General features: G+C 69.0%; 16 protein-coding genes and 1 pseudogene. 13 read left to right on the plus strand and 4 right to left on the minus strand.

What is annotated here, in order from left to right:
- Positions 1–108: 108 nt before the first annotated feature.
- Together ACIRQ7_RS23280 and ACIRQ7_RS23285 are read right to left on the minus strand one after the other, a co-directional pair.
- A complete protein-coding gene (locus ACIRQ7_RS23280; RefSeq protein ID WP_401473487.1) occupies positions 109–780 on the minus strand; it encodes a response regulator in 672 nt (223 codons plus the stop codon).
- Positions 781–846: 66 nt separating this feature from the next.
- A complete protein-coding gene (locus ACIRQ7_RS23285) occupies positions 847–1887 on the minus strand; it encodes a RecB family exonuclease (RefSeq protein ID WP_404264737.1) in 1041 nt (346 codons plus the stop codon).
- A 174-nt stretch (positions 1888–2061) separates the two neighbouring features.
- On the opposite strand from ACIRQ7_RS23285, the gene ACIRQ7_RS23290 reads away from it, so the two are divergent.
- The 3 genes from ACIRQ7_RS23290 (at position 2062) to ACIRQ7_RS23300 (ending at position 5085) form a co-directional block, all read left to right on the plus strand.
- Positions 2062–3321, plus strand: coding sequence for a site-2 protease family protein (locus ACIRQ7_RS23290; protein WP_401473481.1), 1260 nt, complete (start codon positions 2062–2064; stop codon positions 3319–3321).
- A gap of 52 nt (positions 3322–3373) precedes the next feature.
- A complete protein-coding gene (locus ACIRQ7_RS23295) occupies positions 3374–4306 on the plus strand; it encodes a tRNA (adenine-N1)-methyltransferase (RefSeq protein ID WP_404264738.1) in 933 nt (310 codons plus the stop codon).
- Positions 4307–4497: 191 nt separating this feature from the next.
- Positions 4498–5085, plus strand: a complete 588-nt coding sequence (locus ACIRQ7_RS23300; RefSeq protein ID WP_404264739.1) for a hypothetical protein — start codon at positions 4498–4500, stop codon at positions 5083–5085.
- A gap of 66 nt (positions 5086–5151) precedes the next feature.
- Here ACIRQ7_RS23300 and ACIRQ7_RS23305 read toward each other — a convergent pair whose 3' ends face one another.
- Complete coding sequence (locus ACIRQ7_RS23305) at positions 5152–5448, minus strand: ferredoxin (RefSeq protein WP_404264740.1); 297 nt, start codon at positions 5446–5448, stop codon at positions 5152–5154.
- 250 nt (positions 5449–5698) lie between these two features.
- Between ACIRQ7_RS23305 and arc the strand changes: the two genes are divergently transcribed.
- The 6 genes and pseudogenes from arc (at position 5699) to prcA (ending at position 11817) form a co-directional block, all read left to right on the plus strand.
- A complete protein-coding gene (gene arc / locus ACIRQ7_RS23310; protein ID WP_401473469.1) occupies positions 5699–7465 on the plus strand; it encodes a proteasome ATPase in 1767 nt (588 codons plus the stop codon).
- A 274-nt stretch (positions 7466–7739) separates the two neighbouring features.
- Positions 7740–9251: a depupylase/deamidase Dop gene (gene dop, locus ACIRQ7_RS23315; RefSeq protein ID WP_401473466.1), complete on the plus strand. Its 1512-nt coding sequence runs from the start codon at positions 7740–7742 to the stop codon at positions 9249–9251.
- A gap of 189 nt (positions 9252–9440) precedes the next feature.
- Positions 9441–9659 carry a ubiquitin-like protein Pup gene (locus ACIRQ7_RS23320; RefSeq protein WP_393894349.1) on the plus strand — a complete coding sequence of 73 codons (219 nt, stop codon included), beginning with the start codon at positions 9441–9443 and terminating at the stop codon, positions 9657–9659.
- Positions 9660–9847: 188 nt separating this feature from the next.
- Positions 9848–10027 (plus strand): annotated as a pseudogene (locus tag ACIRQ7_RS23325) (endonuclease domain-containing protein); the annotation flags it as partial.
- On the plus strand, positions 9979–10824 hold the full coding sequence (gene prcB / locus ACIRQ7_RS23330) for a proteasome subunit beta (protein WP_401473462.1): 846 nt from the start codon (positions 9979–9981) through the stop codon (positions 10822–10824). The pseudogene ACIRQ7_RS23325 and the gene prcB, both read left to right, overlap by 49 nt.
- Positions 10825–10893: 69 nt before the next feature.
- Positions 10894–11817: a proteasome subunit alpha gene (gene prcA / locus ACIRQ7_RS23335; protein WP_404264741.1), complete on the plus strand. Its 924-nt coding sequence runs from the start codon at positions 10894–10896 to the stop codon at positions 11815–11817.
- A gap of 56 nt (positions 11818–11873) precedes the next feature.
- Here the strand turns inward: prcA and ACIRQ7_RS23340 are convergent, their stop codons facing one another.
- On the minus strand, positions 11874–12965 hold the full coding sequence (locus ACIRQ7_RS23340) for a LacI family DNA-binding transcriptional regulator (RefSeq protein ID WP_404264742.1): 1092 nt from the start codon (positions 12963–12965) through the stop codon (positions 11874–11876).
- 122 nt (positions 12966–13087) lie between these two features.
- Between ACIRQ7_RS23340 and ACIRQ7_RS23345 the strand changes: the two genes are divergently transcribed.
- The 4 genes from ACIRQ7_RS23345 (at position 13088) to ACIRQ7_RS23360 (ending at position 17294) form a co-directional block, all read left to right on the plus strand.
- Positions 13088–14347 (plus strand): MFS transporter, encoded by a 1260-nt coding sequence (locus ACIRQ7_RS23345; protein ID WP_404264743.1) that lies wholly within the window; start codon positions 13088–13090, stop codon positions 14345–14347.
- Positions 14348–14356: 9 nt separating this feature from the next.
- Positions 14357–15718, plus strand: coding sequence for a Pup--protein ligase (gene pafA / locus ACIRQ7_RS23350; RefSeq protein ID WP_401473450.1), 1362 nt, complete (start codon positions 14357–14359; stop codon positions 15716–15718).
- Positions 15719–15854: 136 nt separating this feature from the next.
- Positions 15855–16862: an FKBP-type peptidyl-prolyl cis-trans isomerase gene (locus ACIRQ7_RS23355; protein ID WP_401473447.1), complete on the plus strand. Its 1008-nt coding sequence runs from the start codon at positions 15855–15857 to the stop codon at positions 16860–16862.
- A gap of 57 nt (positions 16863–16919) precedes the next feature.
- Positions 16920–17294, plus strand: a complete 375-nt coding sequence (locus tag ACIRQ7_RS23360) for an FKBP-type peptidyl-prolyl cis-trans isomerase (protein WP_404264744.1) — start codon at positions 16920–16922, stop codon at positions 17292–17294.
- The last annotated feature ends 123 nt before the right edge of the window (positions 17295–17417 follow it).

Raw genomic sequence — 17417 nt, forward strand, 5'->3', positions numbered from 1 at the left:
CCGCGCGCACGGCCAACACCGCGCCGCGCGGACGACGGCGGGGCCGCCCGAGAACCTCGGGCGGCCCCGCCGTCGTCCGCGTACCGGCACTCTCCGGTCCGCCCGGGATCACTGCGCGCCGGGACGCACCAGCCCGCTCTCGTACGCGTACACCGCGGCCTGCACGCGGTCGCGCAGCCCCAGCTTCGTGAGCACATGCCCCACATGGGTCTTGACCGTCGTCTCGCTCACGAACAGATCCGCGGCGATCTCGGCGTTCGACAGCCCGCGCGCCACCAGCTTCAGCACCTCGACCTCGCGCTCGGTGAGGGTGTGCAGGGTGTCCGGCATCGGGTCCTCGCCCGACGGGAGATGCCCGGCGTACTTGTCCAGCAGCCGGCGGGTGATGCTCGGCGCGAGCATCGCCTCACCGCCCGCGACCACCCGGATCGCCTGCACGAGTTCATTGGCCGGCGCGTCCTTCAGCAGGAAGCCGCTGGCCCCGGCCCGCAGCGCCTCGACCACGTACTCGTCCAGATCGAAGGTCGTCAGCACCAGCACCTTCGCCGGACCGTCCTTCGCCGGACCGGTGATCTGCCGGGTCGCCTCCACCCCGTCCATCCGCGGCATCCGGATGTCCATCAGCACCACATCGGGCTGCAACGCCCGCACCTGGTCCAGTGCCTGCAGACCGTCACCGGCCTCACCGACGACCGCCAGATCCTGCTCGGCCTCCAGAATCATCCGGAATCCCGTACGCAGCAGGGGCTGGTCGTCGACCAGCAGGACACGGATAGCCACGAACTCTCCTTCGGTAGGCCTTGCCCGGCCAGGCCCCGGGGGCCTGTCGTTCGGATCAGACAGGCCCTAGCTCTGGTCCATTCTGCCCTGCCGGGCCGCCCCGCCGTCCGCCGGGCGGATCGCCAGCGGATAGACCGGGGGAGTGCCGCCGAATTCCGGGCAGTGCGCCTGGTGGTCGCACCAGCCGCAGAGCTTGGTCGGCCGCGGGCGCCAGTCGCCGCTCTCCGTCGCGAGCTGGATCGCCTCCCACAGCGCCTGCAACTTCCGCTCCACGCCCAGCAGATCGGCCTCGCTCGGGTCGTACGTCCGCACGTCGCCGCTGCCCAGGTACACCAACTGCAGCCGCCGGGGGACCACACCGCGCAGCCGCCACACCACCAGCGCGTAGAACTTCATCTGGAACAGCGCGCCCTCGAAGAACTGCGGCCGCGGCGCCTTGCCGGTCTTGTAGTCGACGATCCGCACCTCGCCCGTCGGCGCCACATCGACCCGGTCGATGAAACCGCGCAGCTGCAGCCCCGACTCCAGCACCGTCTCCACATACAGCTCACGCTCGGCCGGCTCAAGGCGCGTCGGGTCCTCCAGCGAGAACCACCGCTCCACCAGCGCCTCGGCATCCGCCAGCCACGTCGCCAGCTGCTCGCCCTCCGGGTCGTCCGCGAAGAGCTCCGCCAGCTCCGGGCGCTTCGCCAGCAGCTTCTCCCACTCGCCCGGGACCATCGCGCGGGCACCGGGCGCCGTACGCTCCGCCGCCGGGGCGTCGAAGAGCCGCTCCAGGACCGCATGCACCACGGTGCCGCGCGTCGCCGCCGCGCTCGGCTTCTCCGGCAGCTTGTCGATCACCCGGAAGCGGTACAGCAGCGGGCACTGCATGAAGTCGCTCGCCCGCGACGGCGACAGCGCCACCGGCCGGGCCGCGGGGCGCACGACGGGCCCGGCCGCCGGCCCCTCGGCCGTCTCCACGGACGCCGGCGTCTCCTGCGCCGCCGGCCCGCGCTGCGGCCCCGGCCCGGCCGCGGTCCGCTGCGCCTCCGCGCCCTCGGCCCGGTCCTGCCCGTCCTGCCCGCCCTGCGCGGCCGCCTCGGCCCTCTCGGTGCTCGTTCCCATAGCAGCAGACCCTACGGCCCGCCACTGACAACGCCCGCACCCGCGAGCGGAAGGCCCCCACAGCGGATCCCGGCGGGGCTCTCCGCATACCATCGACCACAGAACCCTTCGCCCCGCACGATCGAGAGATCACGCCGAGCAGGTGCGAAGGCCGTTATTCGATGAGGGGACGCCGTGGACGAGAGCGGGAAGCCGCAGGACCCCCAGGAGTCCGTGCAGCCCCAGCCGCCCGAGCCGCCCAGGAACACCAAGCCCGAGCCGCCCGCGCCGGGCCGGAAGAAGAGCACCGGCGGCGGCATCCTCATGGGCCGCCCCTTCGGCGTGCCCGTATACGTCGCCCCCAGCTGGTTCCTCGTCGCCGCCCTCATCACCTGGGTCTTCGGCGGCCAGCTGGAGCGGGTGCTGCCCCAGCTCGGCGGCGCCCGCTACCTCGTCTCCCTCTTCTTCGCCGTCGCCTTCTACGCCTCGGTGCTCGTCCACGAGCTCGCGCACACCGTCGCCGCCCTCCGCTTCAAGCTCCCCGTACGCCGCATCCAGCTGCAGTTCTTCGGCGGCGTCTCGGAGATCGAGAAGGAGTCCGAGACGCCCGGACGGGAATTCGTCCTCGCCTTCGTCGGCCCGCTGCTCTCCCTGGTGCTCGCCGCGGTCTTCTACGGCGGCATGCAGCTGGTCGAGCCCCGCACGGTCCCCGGCGTCCTGCTCGCCGGCCTGATGATCTCCAACCTCATCGTCGCCGTGTTCAACCTGCTGCCCGGCCTTCCCCTGGACGGTGGCCGGATGCTCCGCGCCATCGTCTGGAAGTGCACCGGCCGTCCCATGACCGGCACCGTCGCCGCCGCCTGGGTCGGCCGCGCGCTCGCCATCGCCGTCCTCATCGGCCTGCCGCTGCTCACCCACACCGGGGCCCTCGGCAACGCCCGCCCCGAGATCGGCGGCGCCGACTCCCTGACCGACGCCCTGCTCGCTGCGATCCTCGCGGCCATCATCTGGACCGGCGCGGGCAACAGCCTGCGCATGGCCCGGCTGCGCGAGCGCCTCCCCGAGCTCCAGGCCCGCAACCTCACCCGGCGCGCGGTTCCCGTCGAGACCGACACCCCGCTCTCCGAGGCCCTGCGCCGCGCCAACGACTCCGGCGCCCGCGCCCTGGTGGTCGTCGACCGCCAGGGGGAGCCCACCGCCGTCGTCCGCGAAGCCGCCATCGTCGGCGTCCCCGAACACCGCCGCCCCTGGGTTCCGGTGGGAACCCTCGCCCAGGACCTCAAGGAGGGCATGCGGGTCCCGACGGAAATCGCCGGCGAGGAACTCCTGGAATTCCTGCGGGCGACCCCCGCCACCGAATACCTCGTCGTCGAGGAAACCGGCGAGATCTACGGAGTGCTGTCCACCGCCGATGTCGAGCGGGCCTTCGTCTCCGCCATGGGGCGCCATTCCTGACGGGCCCGGCCCACTGGTCCTGGGCGTCCCGGCGGGCCGGTAGGCTGTTCACATGTCCGAACCGACCGGTGCCGCCCGCCGTCGCGGCCCCTTCAAGGTCGGGGACCAGGTCCAGCTCACCGACCCCAAGGGACGCCACTACACCTTCACGCTCGAAGAGGGAAAAAGCTTCCACACCCACAAGGGAGCTTTCCCCCACGACGAGCTGATCGGTGCTCCCGAGGGCAGTGTTGTCCGTACCACCGGGAACGTCGCCTACCTCGCGCTGCGCCCGCTGCTCCCCGACTACGTCCTGTCCATGCCCCGCGGTGCCGCCGTGGTCTACCCCAAGGACGCGGGGCAGATCCTGGCGATGGCCGACATCTTCCCCGGCGCCCGTGTCGTCGAGGCGGGGGTGGGGTCCGGCTCGCTCAGCAGCTTCCTGCTGCGCGCCATCGGCGACCAGGGAATGCTGCACTCCTACGAGCGCCGCGCCGACTTCGCCGACATCGCCACCCAGAACGTCGAGCGCTACTTCGGCGGCCCGCACCCCGCGTGGACCCTCACCGTCGGCGACCTCCAGGACAACCTCTCCGACACCGAGGTCGACCGCGTCATCCTCGACATGCTCGCCCCCTGGGAGTGCCTGGAGGCCGTCTCCAAGGCCCTGGTCCCCGGCGGCATCCTCTGTGCCTACGTCGCCACGACGACACAGATGGCACGCACCGTCGAGGCGATCCGCGAGCACGGCACCTTCAACGAGCCGTCGGCCTGGGAAACCATGGTCCGCACCTGGCACGTCGAGGGCCTCGCCGTCCGCCCGGACCACCGCATGATCGGCCACACCGGCTTCCTGCTGACCGCCCGCCGCCTCGCGGACGGCGTCGAGCCTCCGCTGCGCCGCCGCCGGCCCGCCAAGGGCGCGTACGGCGACGACTACACCGGGCCCGGTAAGGCAGACGGGGCCGCGGCCTCCGGAAGCAGCGGTTCCGCCGAGCGCGGCTGACCGACCGGATCCGGCCGACGAACCCTCAGGCGCCGCCGACGAGTTCCCCAGGGGAACCGCCGGCGGCGCCTTTTCGTTTCCTCCACGAGAACGGGAACAAAACTCCGGCCCAGCTGGTTCCTAGCCGCTCGCTCCTGTGGAACGATGCTTGGCACTCCCACAGCCACAGCTCTTCACAGGAGTTACCCCGCGTGCAGCTTTCGGCAGGCCAGGACCTCTCGCACACTCAGCCCCGCCCCATGCACTGGCTCGCCACCGCCACCGCTCTCTCGGCGGTCATCGCGGCCGCGTCCTTCGTCCAGCCTCCCGATGCCACGGCCACGCCCACCCCGGATCCGCAGGTCGCCCACCGCGCCGCGGCAGCCGCCCCCGACCCGGGCAAGGTGACCTTTCCGGTCGACTGCGGCCCCAACCGCATCGACGTGGTGAAGAAGGCCTCCGGCGACCTTGACGGCAACGGCACGTCCGAGACCGTCGCCGTGGTCCGCTGCCACTCCGGTTTCGGCACCCCGCCCAGCGGCGCCTACGTCCTGGCGCAGCCGACCGACCCGAAGGCCGCGCCGAGGGTCGTGGCGACCCTTCTCGCGCCGTCCCAGAAGACCAACGTCCAGGACCTCACCCTCCGGGGCCGCGAGATCTCCGCGAAACTCCTGAGCTACTCCACGAACGACATCCCGCGCTGCTGCCCCGACGTGCACACATCCGTCAAGTGGCAATGGAAGGACGGGAAGTTCATCCAGAGCGATCTGCCGGCCGCCGCGAGCACCGAGCGTGCGTGATCCGTCACCCGTCGTCCGCGGTGTCGACGCCGGCTACGCCACGCCTACGCCGTGTCCGCGCCGCGTCTACTCCGCGTCCGGTCCGTAGACCTCGACCCCGTCCGTCGCGCGGCGGACGTGGATGCAGTCCCCTGGGCACTCCTTCGCCGAGTCCTTCACGTCGTTGAGCAGCTTCAGCGGGACGGGCGTTGTGGCGCCCTTGTCCTGGAGCAGCTCGTCATCGGCGCTCTTCACATAGGCCAGGCCGTCGATGTCGAGCTCGAAGACCTCGGGCGCGTACTGCACACAGATGCCGTCACCGGTGCACAGGTCCTGGTCGATCCAGACTTCAAGCTCTGGACGGGCTTCTTCCTGCGCGGTCATCTCGCCTGCCGTTCCCTGCGTACGTGAACCGTTTTTGTCTAAGTGGCGCCAGCCCTGACGGGTGTTGACCGACTCGACGATACAACCGCTCGCTTTCCGATGCTGTTGGGTGGGTATTCCTTAGGCGTGAGGACGTGCGCAAGGGTGAAGATCGGACACACCCCGACAGTCTTTTCGATCTAGGGGTTTCAACCTGCACCGGCCCAGGTAGGGTCAGGAAGCGTCCAGCTCCTTGGAGGAGGTGAGGACCGTGGCAGCCCACGACGACGACATCAACCGCGGCATCCGGCCGGGGCGAGGGTCTGAAGATCCCGCCGGTCAGGTTGCCTATCTCGAGCAGGAGATCGCCGTCCTGCGACGCAAGCTCGCCGACTCTCCGCGTCACACGAGGATTCTCGAAGAGCGGATCGTCGAGCTGCAGACCAACCTGGCCGGCGTTTCGGCTCAGAACGAGCGACTCGCCAATACTCTCCGCGAGGCCCGCGACCAGATCGTCGCGCTCAAGGAGGAAGTCGACCGGCTCGCACAGCCGCCGGCCGGCTTCGGTGTCTTCCTGCAGGCGAATGAGGACGGCACGGCCGACATTTTCACCGGAGGCAGAAAACTCCGCGTGAATGTCAGTCCCAGCGTGGAGACAGAGGACCTCAGGCGCGGCCAAGAGGTCATGCTCAATGAAGCGCTCAACGTGGTCGAGGCCATGGAGTACGAGAGCGCCGGCGACATCGTCACCCTCAAGGAGATCCTTGAGGACGGCGAGCGCGCCCTGGTGGTCGGGCACACCGACGAGGAGCGGGTGGTGAGGCTCGCCGAGCCGCTGCTGGACATCACCATCCGCGCCGGGGACGCCCTGCTGCTCGAACCCCGCTCCGGCTACGTCTATGAAGTCATCCCGAAGAGCGAGGTCGAGGAGCTCGTCCTCGAAGAGGTCCCGGACATCGACTACACCAAGATCGGCGGTCTGGGCGGCCAGATCGAACTGATCCGGGACGCGGTCGAGCTTCCGTACCTCTATCCCGACCTCTTCAAGGAACACGAACTCCGTCCGCCCAAGGGCGTCTTGCTCTACGGCCCTCCCGGCTGCGGCAAGACACTCATCGCCAAGGCGGTCGCCAACTCCCTTGCCAAGAAGGTCGCCGAGGTGACCGGGCAGCCCGCGGGGAAGAGCTTCTTCCTCAACATCAAGGGCCCCGAGCTTCTCAACAAGTACGTCGGCGAGACGGAACGGCATATCCGGCTGGTCTTCCAGCGGGCCCGGGAGAAGGCGAGCGAGGGAACCCCTGTCATCGTCTTCTTCGACGAGATGGACTCCCTCTTCCGCACCCGTGGATCCGGTGTCAGCTCGGACGTGGAGAACACCATCGTCCCGCAGCTGCTCTCCGAGATCGACGGCGTGGAGGGCCTGGAGAACGTCATCGTGATCGGCGCCTCGAACCGCGAGGACATGATCGACCCGGCGATTCTGCGCCCCGGCCGGCTCGATGTGAAAATCAAGATCGAGCGTCCGGACGCCGAGGCGGCCAAGGACATCTTCTCGAAGTACCTCACGGAACGCCTGCCGCTGCATTCCGACGACCTCACCGAACACGGCGAGTCGCGTAAGGCCGCGGTCAGCGGGATGATCCAGTCGGTCGTCGAGCAGATGTACGCGGAATCTGAGGAGAATCGCTTCCTGGAGGTCACCTACGCCAATGGTGACAAGGAAGTCCTGTACTTCAAGGATTTCAACTCCGGCGCGATGATCGAGAATATCGTCGGACGTGCGAAGAAGATGGCCATCAAGGCATTCCTCGAGCACAACCAAAAGGGTCTGCGGGTCTCCCACCTCCTCCAGGCATGCGTGGACGAGTTCAAGGAGAACGAGGACCTGCCCAACACCACCAACCCGGACGACTGGGCCCGTATCTCCGGTAAGAAGGGCGAGCGGATCGTTTACATCCGCACGCTGGTCACCGGAAAACAGGGCGCGGACACCGGCCGCTCCATCGACACGGTGGCGAATACCGGCCAATACCTGTAAGACCGCTCTCCGGCTGCGGATGTCCTGCACGGGGCGTCCGCAGCCGGACGCTTTTCCGGGGGCGGCCCGGCCGCCCCCGGCCTGGCGTACCGGACAGGGAAAACCGGACGGGAGCAATGACTGTAATGATCTCCCCAGCGCCGCTGAGGCGTTCTAGGCTCTTGGGTATCGCGGCGTCACGCTGTGCGGGAGCGGGGATCGCACACGTACCGGAAGCGCAGCGGTACTTGAGCGCCGACCCCATCAGGGGGCGCCGCCGGGCAAGGAGGGCCGCATGACCGTACGGCGAGTAATGGGAATCGAGACGGAGTACGGAATTTCCGTTCCCGGCCACCCGAACGCCAATGCCATGCTCACCTCGTCCCAGGTCGTCAATGCCTACGCGGCGGCGATGCACCGGGCACGACGTGCCCGCTGGGATTTCGAGGAGGAGAATCCGCTGCGGGATGCCCGTGGCTTCGACCTCGCCCGCGAGGCCGCCGATTCCAGTCAGCTCACCGACGAGGACATCGGCCTCGCGAATGTGATCCTGACCAATGGCGCCCGGCTCTACGTCGACCACGCGCACCCCGAATACAGCTCTCCGGAGGTCACCAACCCGCGCGACGCGGTGCTGTGGGACAAGGCCGGCGAGCGAATCATGGCCGAGGCCGCGGAGCGGGCCGCACAGGTCCCCGGTGCCCAGCCGATCCACCTTTACAAGAACAACACCGACAACAAGGGCGCGTCCTACGGCACGCACGAGAATTACCTGATGAAGCGGGAGACCCCCTTCTCGGACATCGTGCGGCACCTGACGCCCTTCTTCATCTCGCGCCAGGTGGTCACCGGCGCCGGCCGGGTCGGTATCGGCCAGGACGGCCACGACCACGGCTTCCAGCTCAGCCAGCGGGCCGATTACTTCGAGGTCGAGGTCGGCCTGGAGACGACGCTCAAGCGGCCGATCATCAATACCCGCGACGAACCGCATGCCGACGCCGAGCGCTACCGCCGCCTGCACGTCATCATCGGTGACGCGAACCTTTCGGAGATCTCGACCTATCTGAAGCTCGGCACCACCTCTCTGGTGCTCTCCATGATCGAGGACGGTTTCATCGCTGTCGACCTGGCCGTCGACCAGCCCGTCCGCACCCTCCACCAGGTCTCGCACGATCCCGATCTGCACCACCTGATCACGCTCCGCAGCGGCCGCACCCTCACCGCCGTACAGCTCCAGATGGAGTATTTCGAGCTGGCCCGCAAATACGTCGAGGACCGTTACGGAGCGGATGCGGACGAGCAGACCAAGGACGTCCTGACCAGGTGGGAGGACGTGCTCGGGCGGCTGGAGAACGACCCGATGAGCCTGTCGGGCGAGCTGGACTGGGTCGCCAAGCGGGAGCTGATGGAGGGATACCGCCGCCGCGACGGCCTGGGCTGGGACGCCGCGCGCCTGCACCTCATCGACCTGCAGTACGCCGACGTACGCCCCGAGAAGGGCCTGTACAACCGTCTGGCGGCCCGCGGGAAGATGAAGCGCCTGCTGGACGAGCCCGGGGTCGAGCGGGCCGAGATGAAGCCTCCGGAGGACACCAGGGCGTATTTCCGCGGCCGCTGTCTGGAGCAGTACGCCGATGACGTAGCGGCCGCCTCCTGGGATTCGGTCATCTTCGATCTGCCCGGCCAGGACTCCCTGCAGCGGGTTCCCACGCTGGAGCCGTTGCGCGGTACCCGGACCCACGTCAAGGACCTCCTGGACCGCTGCCGCACGGCCGAAGAGCTGGTGAGGACGCTGTCCGGACGGTGATCTGCGGCGGATCCGGGACGGAATCCGTCGCGATCCATGGCTGATCCACGGCTGAAATGGCTGCGGTGCGGGAATCATCGAGGTGACGCCCGGACGTTGCACCAAGTGCAGGGCCGATGTCGGACCCTGCTTGTAGGGTCGGATCTTGAAGGTCTCATCGAGCGGGGCGAACCGAGCGGGGTGAGGGATATGGCGACCAAGGACAGCGGCGGCGGACAGCAGAAGGCCACGCGTTCCACCGAAGAGGTCGAGGAGCAGACGCAGGACGCGGAGGCTTCCGAAGACCTCAAGGAGCGCCAGGAAAAGCTGTCGGACGACGTGGATTCCGTCCTGGACGAAATCGACGACGTACTCGAAGAGAATGCCGAGGATTTCGTGCGGTCCTTCGTTCAGAAGGGCGGCGAGTAGCCGGTTCGTGGCCCGCGCGGCGTCGGCGGTGGCCCTCGGGGCGCCGCCGACGCCGCCCGGGGCGCACCGGGACTCCCGGAACCGGCGGATCCCGTTCGGTTCGGTCCGCCGGTGCGCGCCGCCCCGGCGGCATGCCGGACAGGCGCGCGCGAGGCGGCCGGTGGGGTGAGTGGCCCGGTTGCGGAACTCATGTGGATCACAGCCGCGAGGCGGGTAGGGTCCGAGGCGTACGGTGCTTCAGCTGCAACGCAGCCTTGGGTCAATTCAAGGATCGGCCGGACACCTTGAGGCGGGCGGCCGAATATCTGGAAGGAAACGTGTGGAAGCCAACACTCGTAGCACCGGGCGTCTACCAGCTGCCTTCCTGACGCCTGGATCCTCGTCGTTCATGGATTTCATCGGCGAGCACTCTCCGGATCTGCTGCCGGGCAACCGCCCGTTGCCGCCCGTGCAGGGCGCCATCGAGGCGCCGCACGGCACGACGATCGTGGCGGCGTCGTTCGACGGCGGCGTGGTGCTCGCCGGTGACCGGCGGGCGACGATGGGCAATGTCATCGCCCAGCGCGACATCGAGAAGGTGTTCCCGGCCGACGAGTACTCCGCGGTGGGCATCGCCGGCACCGCCGGTCTCGCCGTGGAGATGGTCAAGCTGTTCCAGCTGGAGCTGGAGCACTTCGAGAAGGTGGAAGGCGCCCAACTCTCCCTGGAGGGCAAGGCGAACCGGCTGTCCACGATGATCCGCGGCAATCTCGGGATGGCCATGCAGGGCCTGGCCGTGGTGCCGCTGTTCGCCGGCTGGGACGTCGACCGCGGGAAGGGCCGCATCTTCTCGTACGACGTGACCGGCGGGCGCTCCGAGGAGCACGGCTTCGCGTCGACGGGATCCGGTTCCGTCTTCGCCCGTGGTGCCCTCAAGAAGCTCTACCGCGACGACTTCACGGAGCATCAGGCCGCCACGGCCGTCGTCCAGGCGCTCTACGACGCCGCGGACGACGACTCGGCGACCGGCGGGCCCGATCTGGCCCGGCGGATCTACCCGATCGTCACGGTCATCACCGAGGACGGCTTCAAGAAGTTCACCGAAGCCGAGGTCTCGGAGATCGCCCGTGCCATTCATGAGCGCCGGCTCCAGCAGCCCGACGGCCCGCGTGCCGAGCTGCTCTGACGGGACGGATGGTCCGGAATGCTCCCCCAGCTACTCAGCGCGCCATTGACAGAAAGGGACGGATAGCCGGTGTCGACGCCGTTCTATGTCTCACCCCAGCAGGCCATGGCGGATCGCGCCGAGTATGCCCGCAAGGGCATCGCGCGCGGTCGCAGCGTCGTGGTGCTGCAGTACACCGACGGCGTGGTATTCGTCGCCGAGAATCCTTCCCGCGCCCTGCACAAGGTCAGCGAGATCTATGACCGCATCGCTTTCGCCGCGGTCGGCAAATACAACGAGTTCGAGAATCTGCGGATCGGTGGTGTCCGTTACGCCGATCTGCGGGGCTATACGTACCACCGCGAGGACGTGACCGCGCGCGGTCTCGCGAATGTCTATGCCCAGACGCTCGGCACGATCTTCTCCAGCGCCGCGGAGAAGCCGTACGAGGTCGAGCTGATCGTCGCCGAGGTCGGAAGGGCGGCCGAGGACGATCAGATCTACCGGCTGCCGCACGACGGCTCGATCGTGGACGAGCACGGCTCGGTCGCGGTGGGCGGCAACGCCGACACCATCAGCAGCTATCTCGACCAGCATCACCGCGACGGCATGACGCTGGCCGAGGCCCTGAAGCTGGCTGTCGATTCGCTGTCGCGGGACAACAACGGCGGTGAGCGTGCGCTGACCGCCGAGCAGCTCGAGGTCGCGACCCTGGACCGTACGCGGCCGCAGCAGCGGAAGTTCAAGCGGATCCTGGGGCGTCAGCTCTCCCGGCTGCTGGACGAGCCCTCCGCCGAGGGCGCCGGGAAGCCGGATGCCGACGCGGATGCCGACACCGAGAGCGGTGCCGGGGAGTCCTCCGGCGGCGCGGGCAAGGGGTCTGACGGCAAGGCCTCCGACAGCAAGGGTGCCGGCGGCAAGGGATCGACCGGCAAGGCGGGTTCCGGTTCGTCCGGCTCCGCCAAGCCGGACGCATCGGATGATGCTGACGGGTCGTCCGGTTCGAAGGAGTAGGTGAAGGAGCGGCCCCGCTCCTTCGGAGCAGGTGCCCGGTATCGCGCCCCGGTGGGTCAACTCCCGCCGGGGCGCGCGGCGTTGTCCGGCGGTGGCGCCGTGGAGCCTCGGGTGACGAGGGCGACGGGCAGGGTGGGGGTCTCGGCGCGGCCGCCGTCGAGCACGGTCATCAGGGCCCGCATGCCGGCTTCGCCGAACTCCTCGGCGGGGAGCCGTACGGTCGTCAGCTCCGGCTCCACGGCGACGGCGAGGGCGAGATCGTCGAATCCGGTGACGGAGACGTCCTCGGGGACCCGCAGGCCCAGCCGGCGTACGGCCTTGCAGGCGCCGGCGGCGATGATGTCGTCGTCGCAGAGCAGCGCCGTCGGGCGGGGGCCGGGGGCGGTCAGTGCCGCATGTGCCGTCCGCAGGCCGGCGTCCACGCTGAGCGCGCCCGGTGCCCGGCGCAGCACTCCTCCGGGGATCGCGCCCACCGCCGCGTCGACGGCGCGGGCGCGCAGGGTGAAGGTCCAGGAGTCCACATCGGCCGCGAGGTGGGTGATGCGGCGGTGGCCGAGGGCAGCGAGATGGGCCGTCAACTGCCGTACGCCGTCGGCGATGTCGAGGTTGACGGTGGCGGTGGCGCGGTCGTCCCGCGGGTCGCTGTCCAGCATCACGAGGGGCAGTCCGGCGGCGCGGAGCGGGGTGAGTGCGTCGGCGGCCATGGAGGAGGCGATCACGCCGTCCAGGGTGGCCGAGGCGGAGTCGAAGGGATCGCGGGCCGGTCCGATGCCCTCGGGGGAGGGGTAGAGGACGACGCCGAAGCCGTGGTCGGCGGCGATCCGGGCGGCCCCGGTGTAGACGCGGGCGAAGAACTCGGTGGTGAGCGCGGGAACCACGAGGAGGACGGTGCGGGTGCGGCCCATGCGCAGGCTGCGGGCGGCGAGGTTGGGCCGGTAGCCCAGTTCGCGGGCGGCGGCGCGTACCGCTTCGGCCTTGCCGGGGGAGACCCGGCCGCGCCATTTGTCGCCCAGGACGAGGGAGACGGCGGCCTGCGAGACCCCCGCGGCGTGCGCGACATCCCGGCTGGTGACGCGGGCGCCGGGGGACGGGGCGTGCGCGCGGGCGGCCTCGCGGCGGTCCGGCGGTGCGGCCTCGTTGCTGGTCACCGGTGCTCCACTCCTTGTGCCGGGCCACTGTGCGGTGGACCCATGGGGTGTGGTCATGATACGTATAACGCCCGAGGTTATACGTAACACGAACGGGCTGGGCCCGACGGAGAGGGGCAGGCATGGCCGCGGGATATGCGGAGCTGCTCAGGACCCGGCACGCGGCCCGGCTGCTGACGGGCACGCTGATCGGCAGGCTGCCGAACGCCACGGCCGCGCTGGCCATCGTGCTCTTCATCCGCGCCGAGGGCGGCAGCTACGCCCTGGCCGGCGCGCTCTCCGCGGTCTACGGCGTCTTCACCGCCGTCGGCCAGCCGCTGCTCGGCCGCGCCGTGGACCTCTACGGTCAGCCGCGCGTGATGCTGCCGGCCGCGGTGCTCTCCGCGCTCGGCATGGCGCTGCTCGCCGTCGTCGGCCTGGACGTGCTGTGGCTCGCGTATCTCGCCATGGTGATCGCCGGTGTCTTCACCCCGCCCCTGGAGGGCGGTCTGCGAGCCCTGTGGCCCGGGGTCCTCAAGCGCGAGGACCGGGTGCACGCCGCCTACGCGTTGGACGCGGTGGCCCAGGAAGTCATGTTCGCGGTGGGCCCGTTGCTGGTGACGCTGTGCGTGGCGGCCTGGTCCGAGCGGGTCGCCCTCCTGGTCATCAATCTGATCGGGGTGCTCGGCGCGCTCTCCGTCGTCGTGTCCGAGCCGTCCCGGCAGTGGCGCAGCGGGCCGCGCGAGGCGCACTGGCTGGGCGCGCTGCGCTCGGCCGGACTGCTGGTGCTGATCGGGGCCTTCTTCTTCGTCGGGCTCGCGCTCGGCTCCATCGCTGTCGCGGCGGTGGCGTACTCCGACGACCACGGCGGCGGCATGGTCTCCAGCTATCTGCTCTCGTCGCTGGGCGTCGGCGCGCTGATCGGTGGCCTGGTCTACGGCGCCCGCCAGTGGCCGGGGAGGCCGGAGAGCCGACTGCGGCTGCTCGTCGGGCTGCTGGCGCTGGGGTACCTGCCGCTGGCGCTGGCTCCCGGGGCCGTCTGGATGACGGTGCTGACGGGTGTGGCGGGCGTGTTCCTGGCGCCCGCGCTCGCCTGCGCGTTCGTGGTCGTGGACCGGCACGCGCCCAAGGGCACCGTGACGGAGGCGTTTTCGTGGCTGGTGACGACCTTCGGCGTCGGGTCGGCGGTGGGCGCCTCGGTGGTGGGGCCGGCGGTGGAGAGCGGTGGCGCGGCGGCGGGTTTCGCGGTGGCGGGCGCGGGCGGAATCGCCGCGCTGCTCGTGCTTTTGTCGACGAAGCGATTCCTCGGGGATCCCGTGCAGCGTACGGCCGGTGCGGTCCCGGCGGAAAATGATCGAAACGGGGCCGTCGAACCCGGTTTCAGAGCAGGGCATCAGGCGTAATGTTCAGTCATGGACCGCCGCATTTTCGGGCTGGAGAACGAGTACGGCGTCACGTGCACGTTCAGGGGACAGCGCCGACTGTCACCTGACGAAGTGGCGCGGTACCTCTTCCGCCGTGTTGTGTCATGGGGCCGCAGCAGCAATGTCTTCCTGCGGAACGGCGCCCGCCTGTACTTGGACGTGGGATCGCATCCGGAATACGCAACTCCCGAGTGCGACAACGTGACCGAACTGGTCACCCACGACAAGGCCGGCGAGCGTATTCTCGAAGGCCTGCTCGTCGACGCCGAACGCCGCCTGCACGAGGAGGGAATCGCCGGCGACGTCTATCTCTTCAAGAACAACACCGATTCGGCGGGAAACTCCTACGGCTGCCACGAGAACTATCTCGTCGCCCGCCACGGGGAGTTCTCCCGGCTCGCGGACATCCTCATCCCGTTCCTCGTCACCCGTCAGCTGATCTGCGGTGCCGGCAAGGTGCTCCAGACACCGCGGGGCGCGGTCTACTGCGTCAGCCAGCGGGCGGAGCACATCTGGGAGGGCGTCTCCTCCGCGACGACCCGCTCCCGGCCCATCATCAACACCCGCGACGAACCGCATGCGGACGCCGAACGCTACCGCCGCCTGCACGTCATCGTCGGTGACTCCAACATGTCCGAGACGACCATGCTGCTCAAGGTCGGTGCCACCGATCTCGTGCTGCGCATGATCGAGGCGGGCACCGTCATGCGGGACCTGACGCTGGAGAACCCGATCCGGGCGATCCGTGAGGTCAGTCACGACACCACGGGACAGCGCAAGGTGCGGCTGGCCAGCGGGCGTGAGGCCTCGGCTCTCGAGGTCCAGCAGGAGTACTACGAAAAGGCCGTCGACTTCTGCGAGCGCCGCGGAATCCGCACCGGCACCGTCGAAAAGGTCCTGGAGCTCTGGGGCCGTACGCTCGAAGCGATCCGGGACGAGGACCTGGACCGTATCTCGACCGAGATCGACTGGGTGATGAAACATCAGCTCATCGAGCGATATCGAGCAAAGAACAACATCACCATGTCCCACCCCCGGGTGGCGCAGATAGACCTCGCGTATCACGACATCCACCGCCGCAGGGGGCTGTATTACCTCCTGGAGCGGAAGGGGCAGGCGGCGCGGATCTGTAACGACTTGAAGATCTTCGAAGGCAAGTCGGTGCCTCCGCAGACCACCCGCGCAAGGCTGCGCGGGGACTTCATCCGCCGTGCTCAGGAACAGCGCCGTGATTTCACGGTCGACTGGGTGCATCTCAAGCTCAATGACCAGGCGCAGCGCACCGTGCTGTGCAAGGACCCGTTCCGATCCGTGGACGACCGGGTGGAGAAGCTGATCGCCGGGATGTGACCGGCGGGTTTGCGGTGGTGTGCCGGGAGCATAAAAGCTCTCGGCACATTGCTGTGTTGCGCCGGGAAACGCCCACAGCGTCAGGTCGTAGAGTGGCGGGCATTGCCCACCCACCCCACGAGCCCGAGTTGGACTGATGAACCTCACGAAAAACACCCGTCGCGCCGCCGCCGCGGTGCTGACCGTGCCCCTCCTGCTGTTCACCGCCGCCTGCGGGTCCGATGACGACAAGGGCTCGTCCGGTGACCCCGTCGCCAGTGTGCAGGGCACGGTCGGGGACAAGCCCAAGATCAAGGTCGCCAAGAACGCCAAGGTCGCGGACAAGGTCGTCACCAAGACCGTTACCGAGGGTAAGGGTGCCGCGGTCAAGTCGGGCGACAACGTACGCATCGACTACGCGGGCCAGCTGGCGAAGGGGCAGAGCCTCGGCAACAGCTGGGACGTCCAGCCCGGCACGGACAAGAATGCCCCCCGGCGCCAGCTCGTCTTCCCGCTCGACGAGCAGCTCCCGCAGATGCAGCAGCAGCTGCCGGTCCCGGTGAAGGTGCTGGAAGCGCTGAAGGGCAAGAAGGTCGGCAGCCGTGTCCAGGTGGAAGGCACCGCCAAGGCCCTGATCGGCGAGGTGCCGCCGCAGTCGGGCGTCAAGCCCGGTGACGGCATGGTGTTCGTCGTCGATGTCGTCGGCGCCAAGCAGGTCGACAAGAAGGCCAAGGCCGAGGGCAAGCAGGCGCCGGCCGAGGACGGTATGCCCGAGGTGAAGGCCGAGGGCGAGAAGGCCGCGAAGATCACCGTCCCCGAGGGGGAGAAGGCGCCGACCAAGCTCCAGGACCAGGTCCTGATCAAGGGCAAGGGCGCCGAGGTGAAGGCCCGCGACGGACTGATCGCGCAGTACACGGGCGTGAAGTGGAAGGACGGCAAGAAGTTCGACTCGTCCTGGGACCACGGCGGTGCGACCGCCTTCCAGATCGGCACCAGCAGCGTCATCAAGGGCTGGGACAAGGGTCTGGTCGGTAAGCACGTCGGCGACCGTGTCCTGCTGTCGATTCCCGCGGAGCAGGCCTACGGCGACAACCCGCCGCAGGGCAGTGGTCTGGCCAAGGGCGACGCCCTTGTCTTCCAGGTCGACGTCCTCGGCACGTTCTGACCGCTATCTGCAAGACTGTCGCAGCAATCGCAAAGATCCGTAAGTAGGAGCACATTCGTGAGCATCGACAAGCCCGAGATCGACTTCCCTGAGGGCCCGGCTCCCACCGAGCTGGAGATCGTGGACCTGTGGGAGGGTGACGGGCCGGTCGCCAAGGCCGGGGCCACCGTCTCCGTCCACTACGTCGGCGTGGCGTTCAGCACCGGCGAGGAGTTCGACGCCAGCTGGAACCGCGGCACCCCGCTCCAGTTCCAGCTCGGTGCCGGCCAGGTCATCTCCGGCTGGGACCAGGGCGTGCAGGGCATGAAGGTCGGCGGTCGTCGCCGGCTGACCATCCCCTCGCACCTCGCGTACGGCGACCGTGGCGCCGGTGGCGGCCGCATCGCCCCGGGCGAGACGCTGATCTTCGTCTGCGACCTGGTCTCCGTCTGAGACCACAGCGACACCCCTGAGGGCCCCCGCCGATCCGGCGGGGGCCCTCAGTCGCTGGACCTGGCTTTTGCCGTCGGCACCCTGAGCGGTACGGTCAACGGTCGGGAGTACAACGAGAAAGGG

This window comes from Streptomyces sp. NPDC101393 (genome assembly GCF_044767385.1).
Taxonomy (GTDB): domain Bacteria; phylum Actinomycetota; class Actinomycetes; order Streptomycetales; family Streptomycetaceae; genus Streptomyces.

What these genes read in the sequence shown, in the direction of transcription:
- ACIRQ7_RS23285 (WP_404264737.1), bottom strand. Translation starts at nt 1,887, where the DNA reads ATGGGAACGAGCACCGAGAGGGCCGAGGCGGCCGCGCAGGGCGGGCAG.
- ACIRQ7_RS23295 (WP_404264738.1), top strand. Translation starts at nt 3,374, where the DNA reads ATGTCCGAACCGACCGGTGCCGCCCGCCGTCGCGGCCCCTTCAAGGTC.
- ACIRQ7_RS23305 (WP_404264740.1), bottom strand. Translation starts at nt 5,448, where the DNA reads ATGACCGCGCAGGAAGAAGCCCGTCCAGAGCTTGAAGTCTGGATCGAC.
- dop (WP_401473466.1), top strand. Translation starts at nt 7,740, where the DNA reads ATGACCGTACGGCGAGTAATGGGAATCGAGACGGAGTACGGAATTTCC.
- ACIRQ7_RS23320 (WP_393894349.1), top strand. Translation starts at nt 9,441, where the DNA reads ATGGCGACCAAGGACAGCGGCGGCGGACAGCAGAAGGCCACGCGTTCC.
- ACIRQ7_RS23345 (WP_404264743.1), top strand. Translation starts at nt 13,088, where the DNA reads ATGGCCGCGGGATATGCGGAGCTGCTCAGGACCCGGCACGCGGCCCGG.
- pafA (WP_401473450.1), top strand. Translation starts at nt 14,357, where the DNA reads ATGGACCGCCGCATTTTCGGGCTGGAGAACGAGTACGGCGTCACGTGC.
- ACIRQ7_RS23355 (WP_401473447.1), top strand. Translation starts at nt 15,855, where the DNA reads ATGAACCTCACGAAAAACACCCGTCGCGCCGCCGCCGCGGTGCTGACC.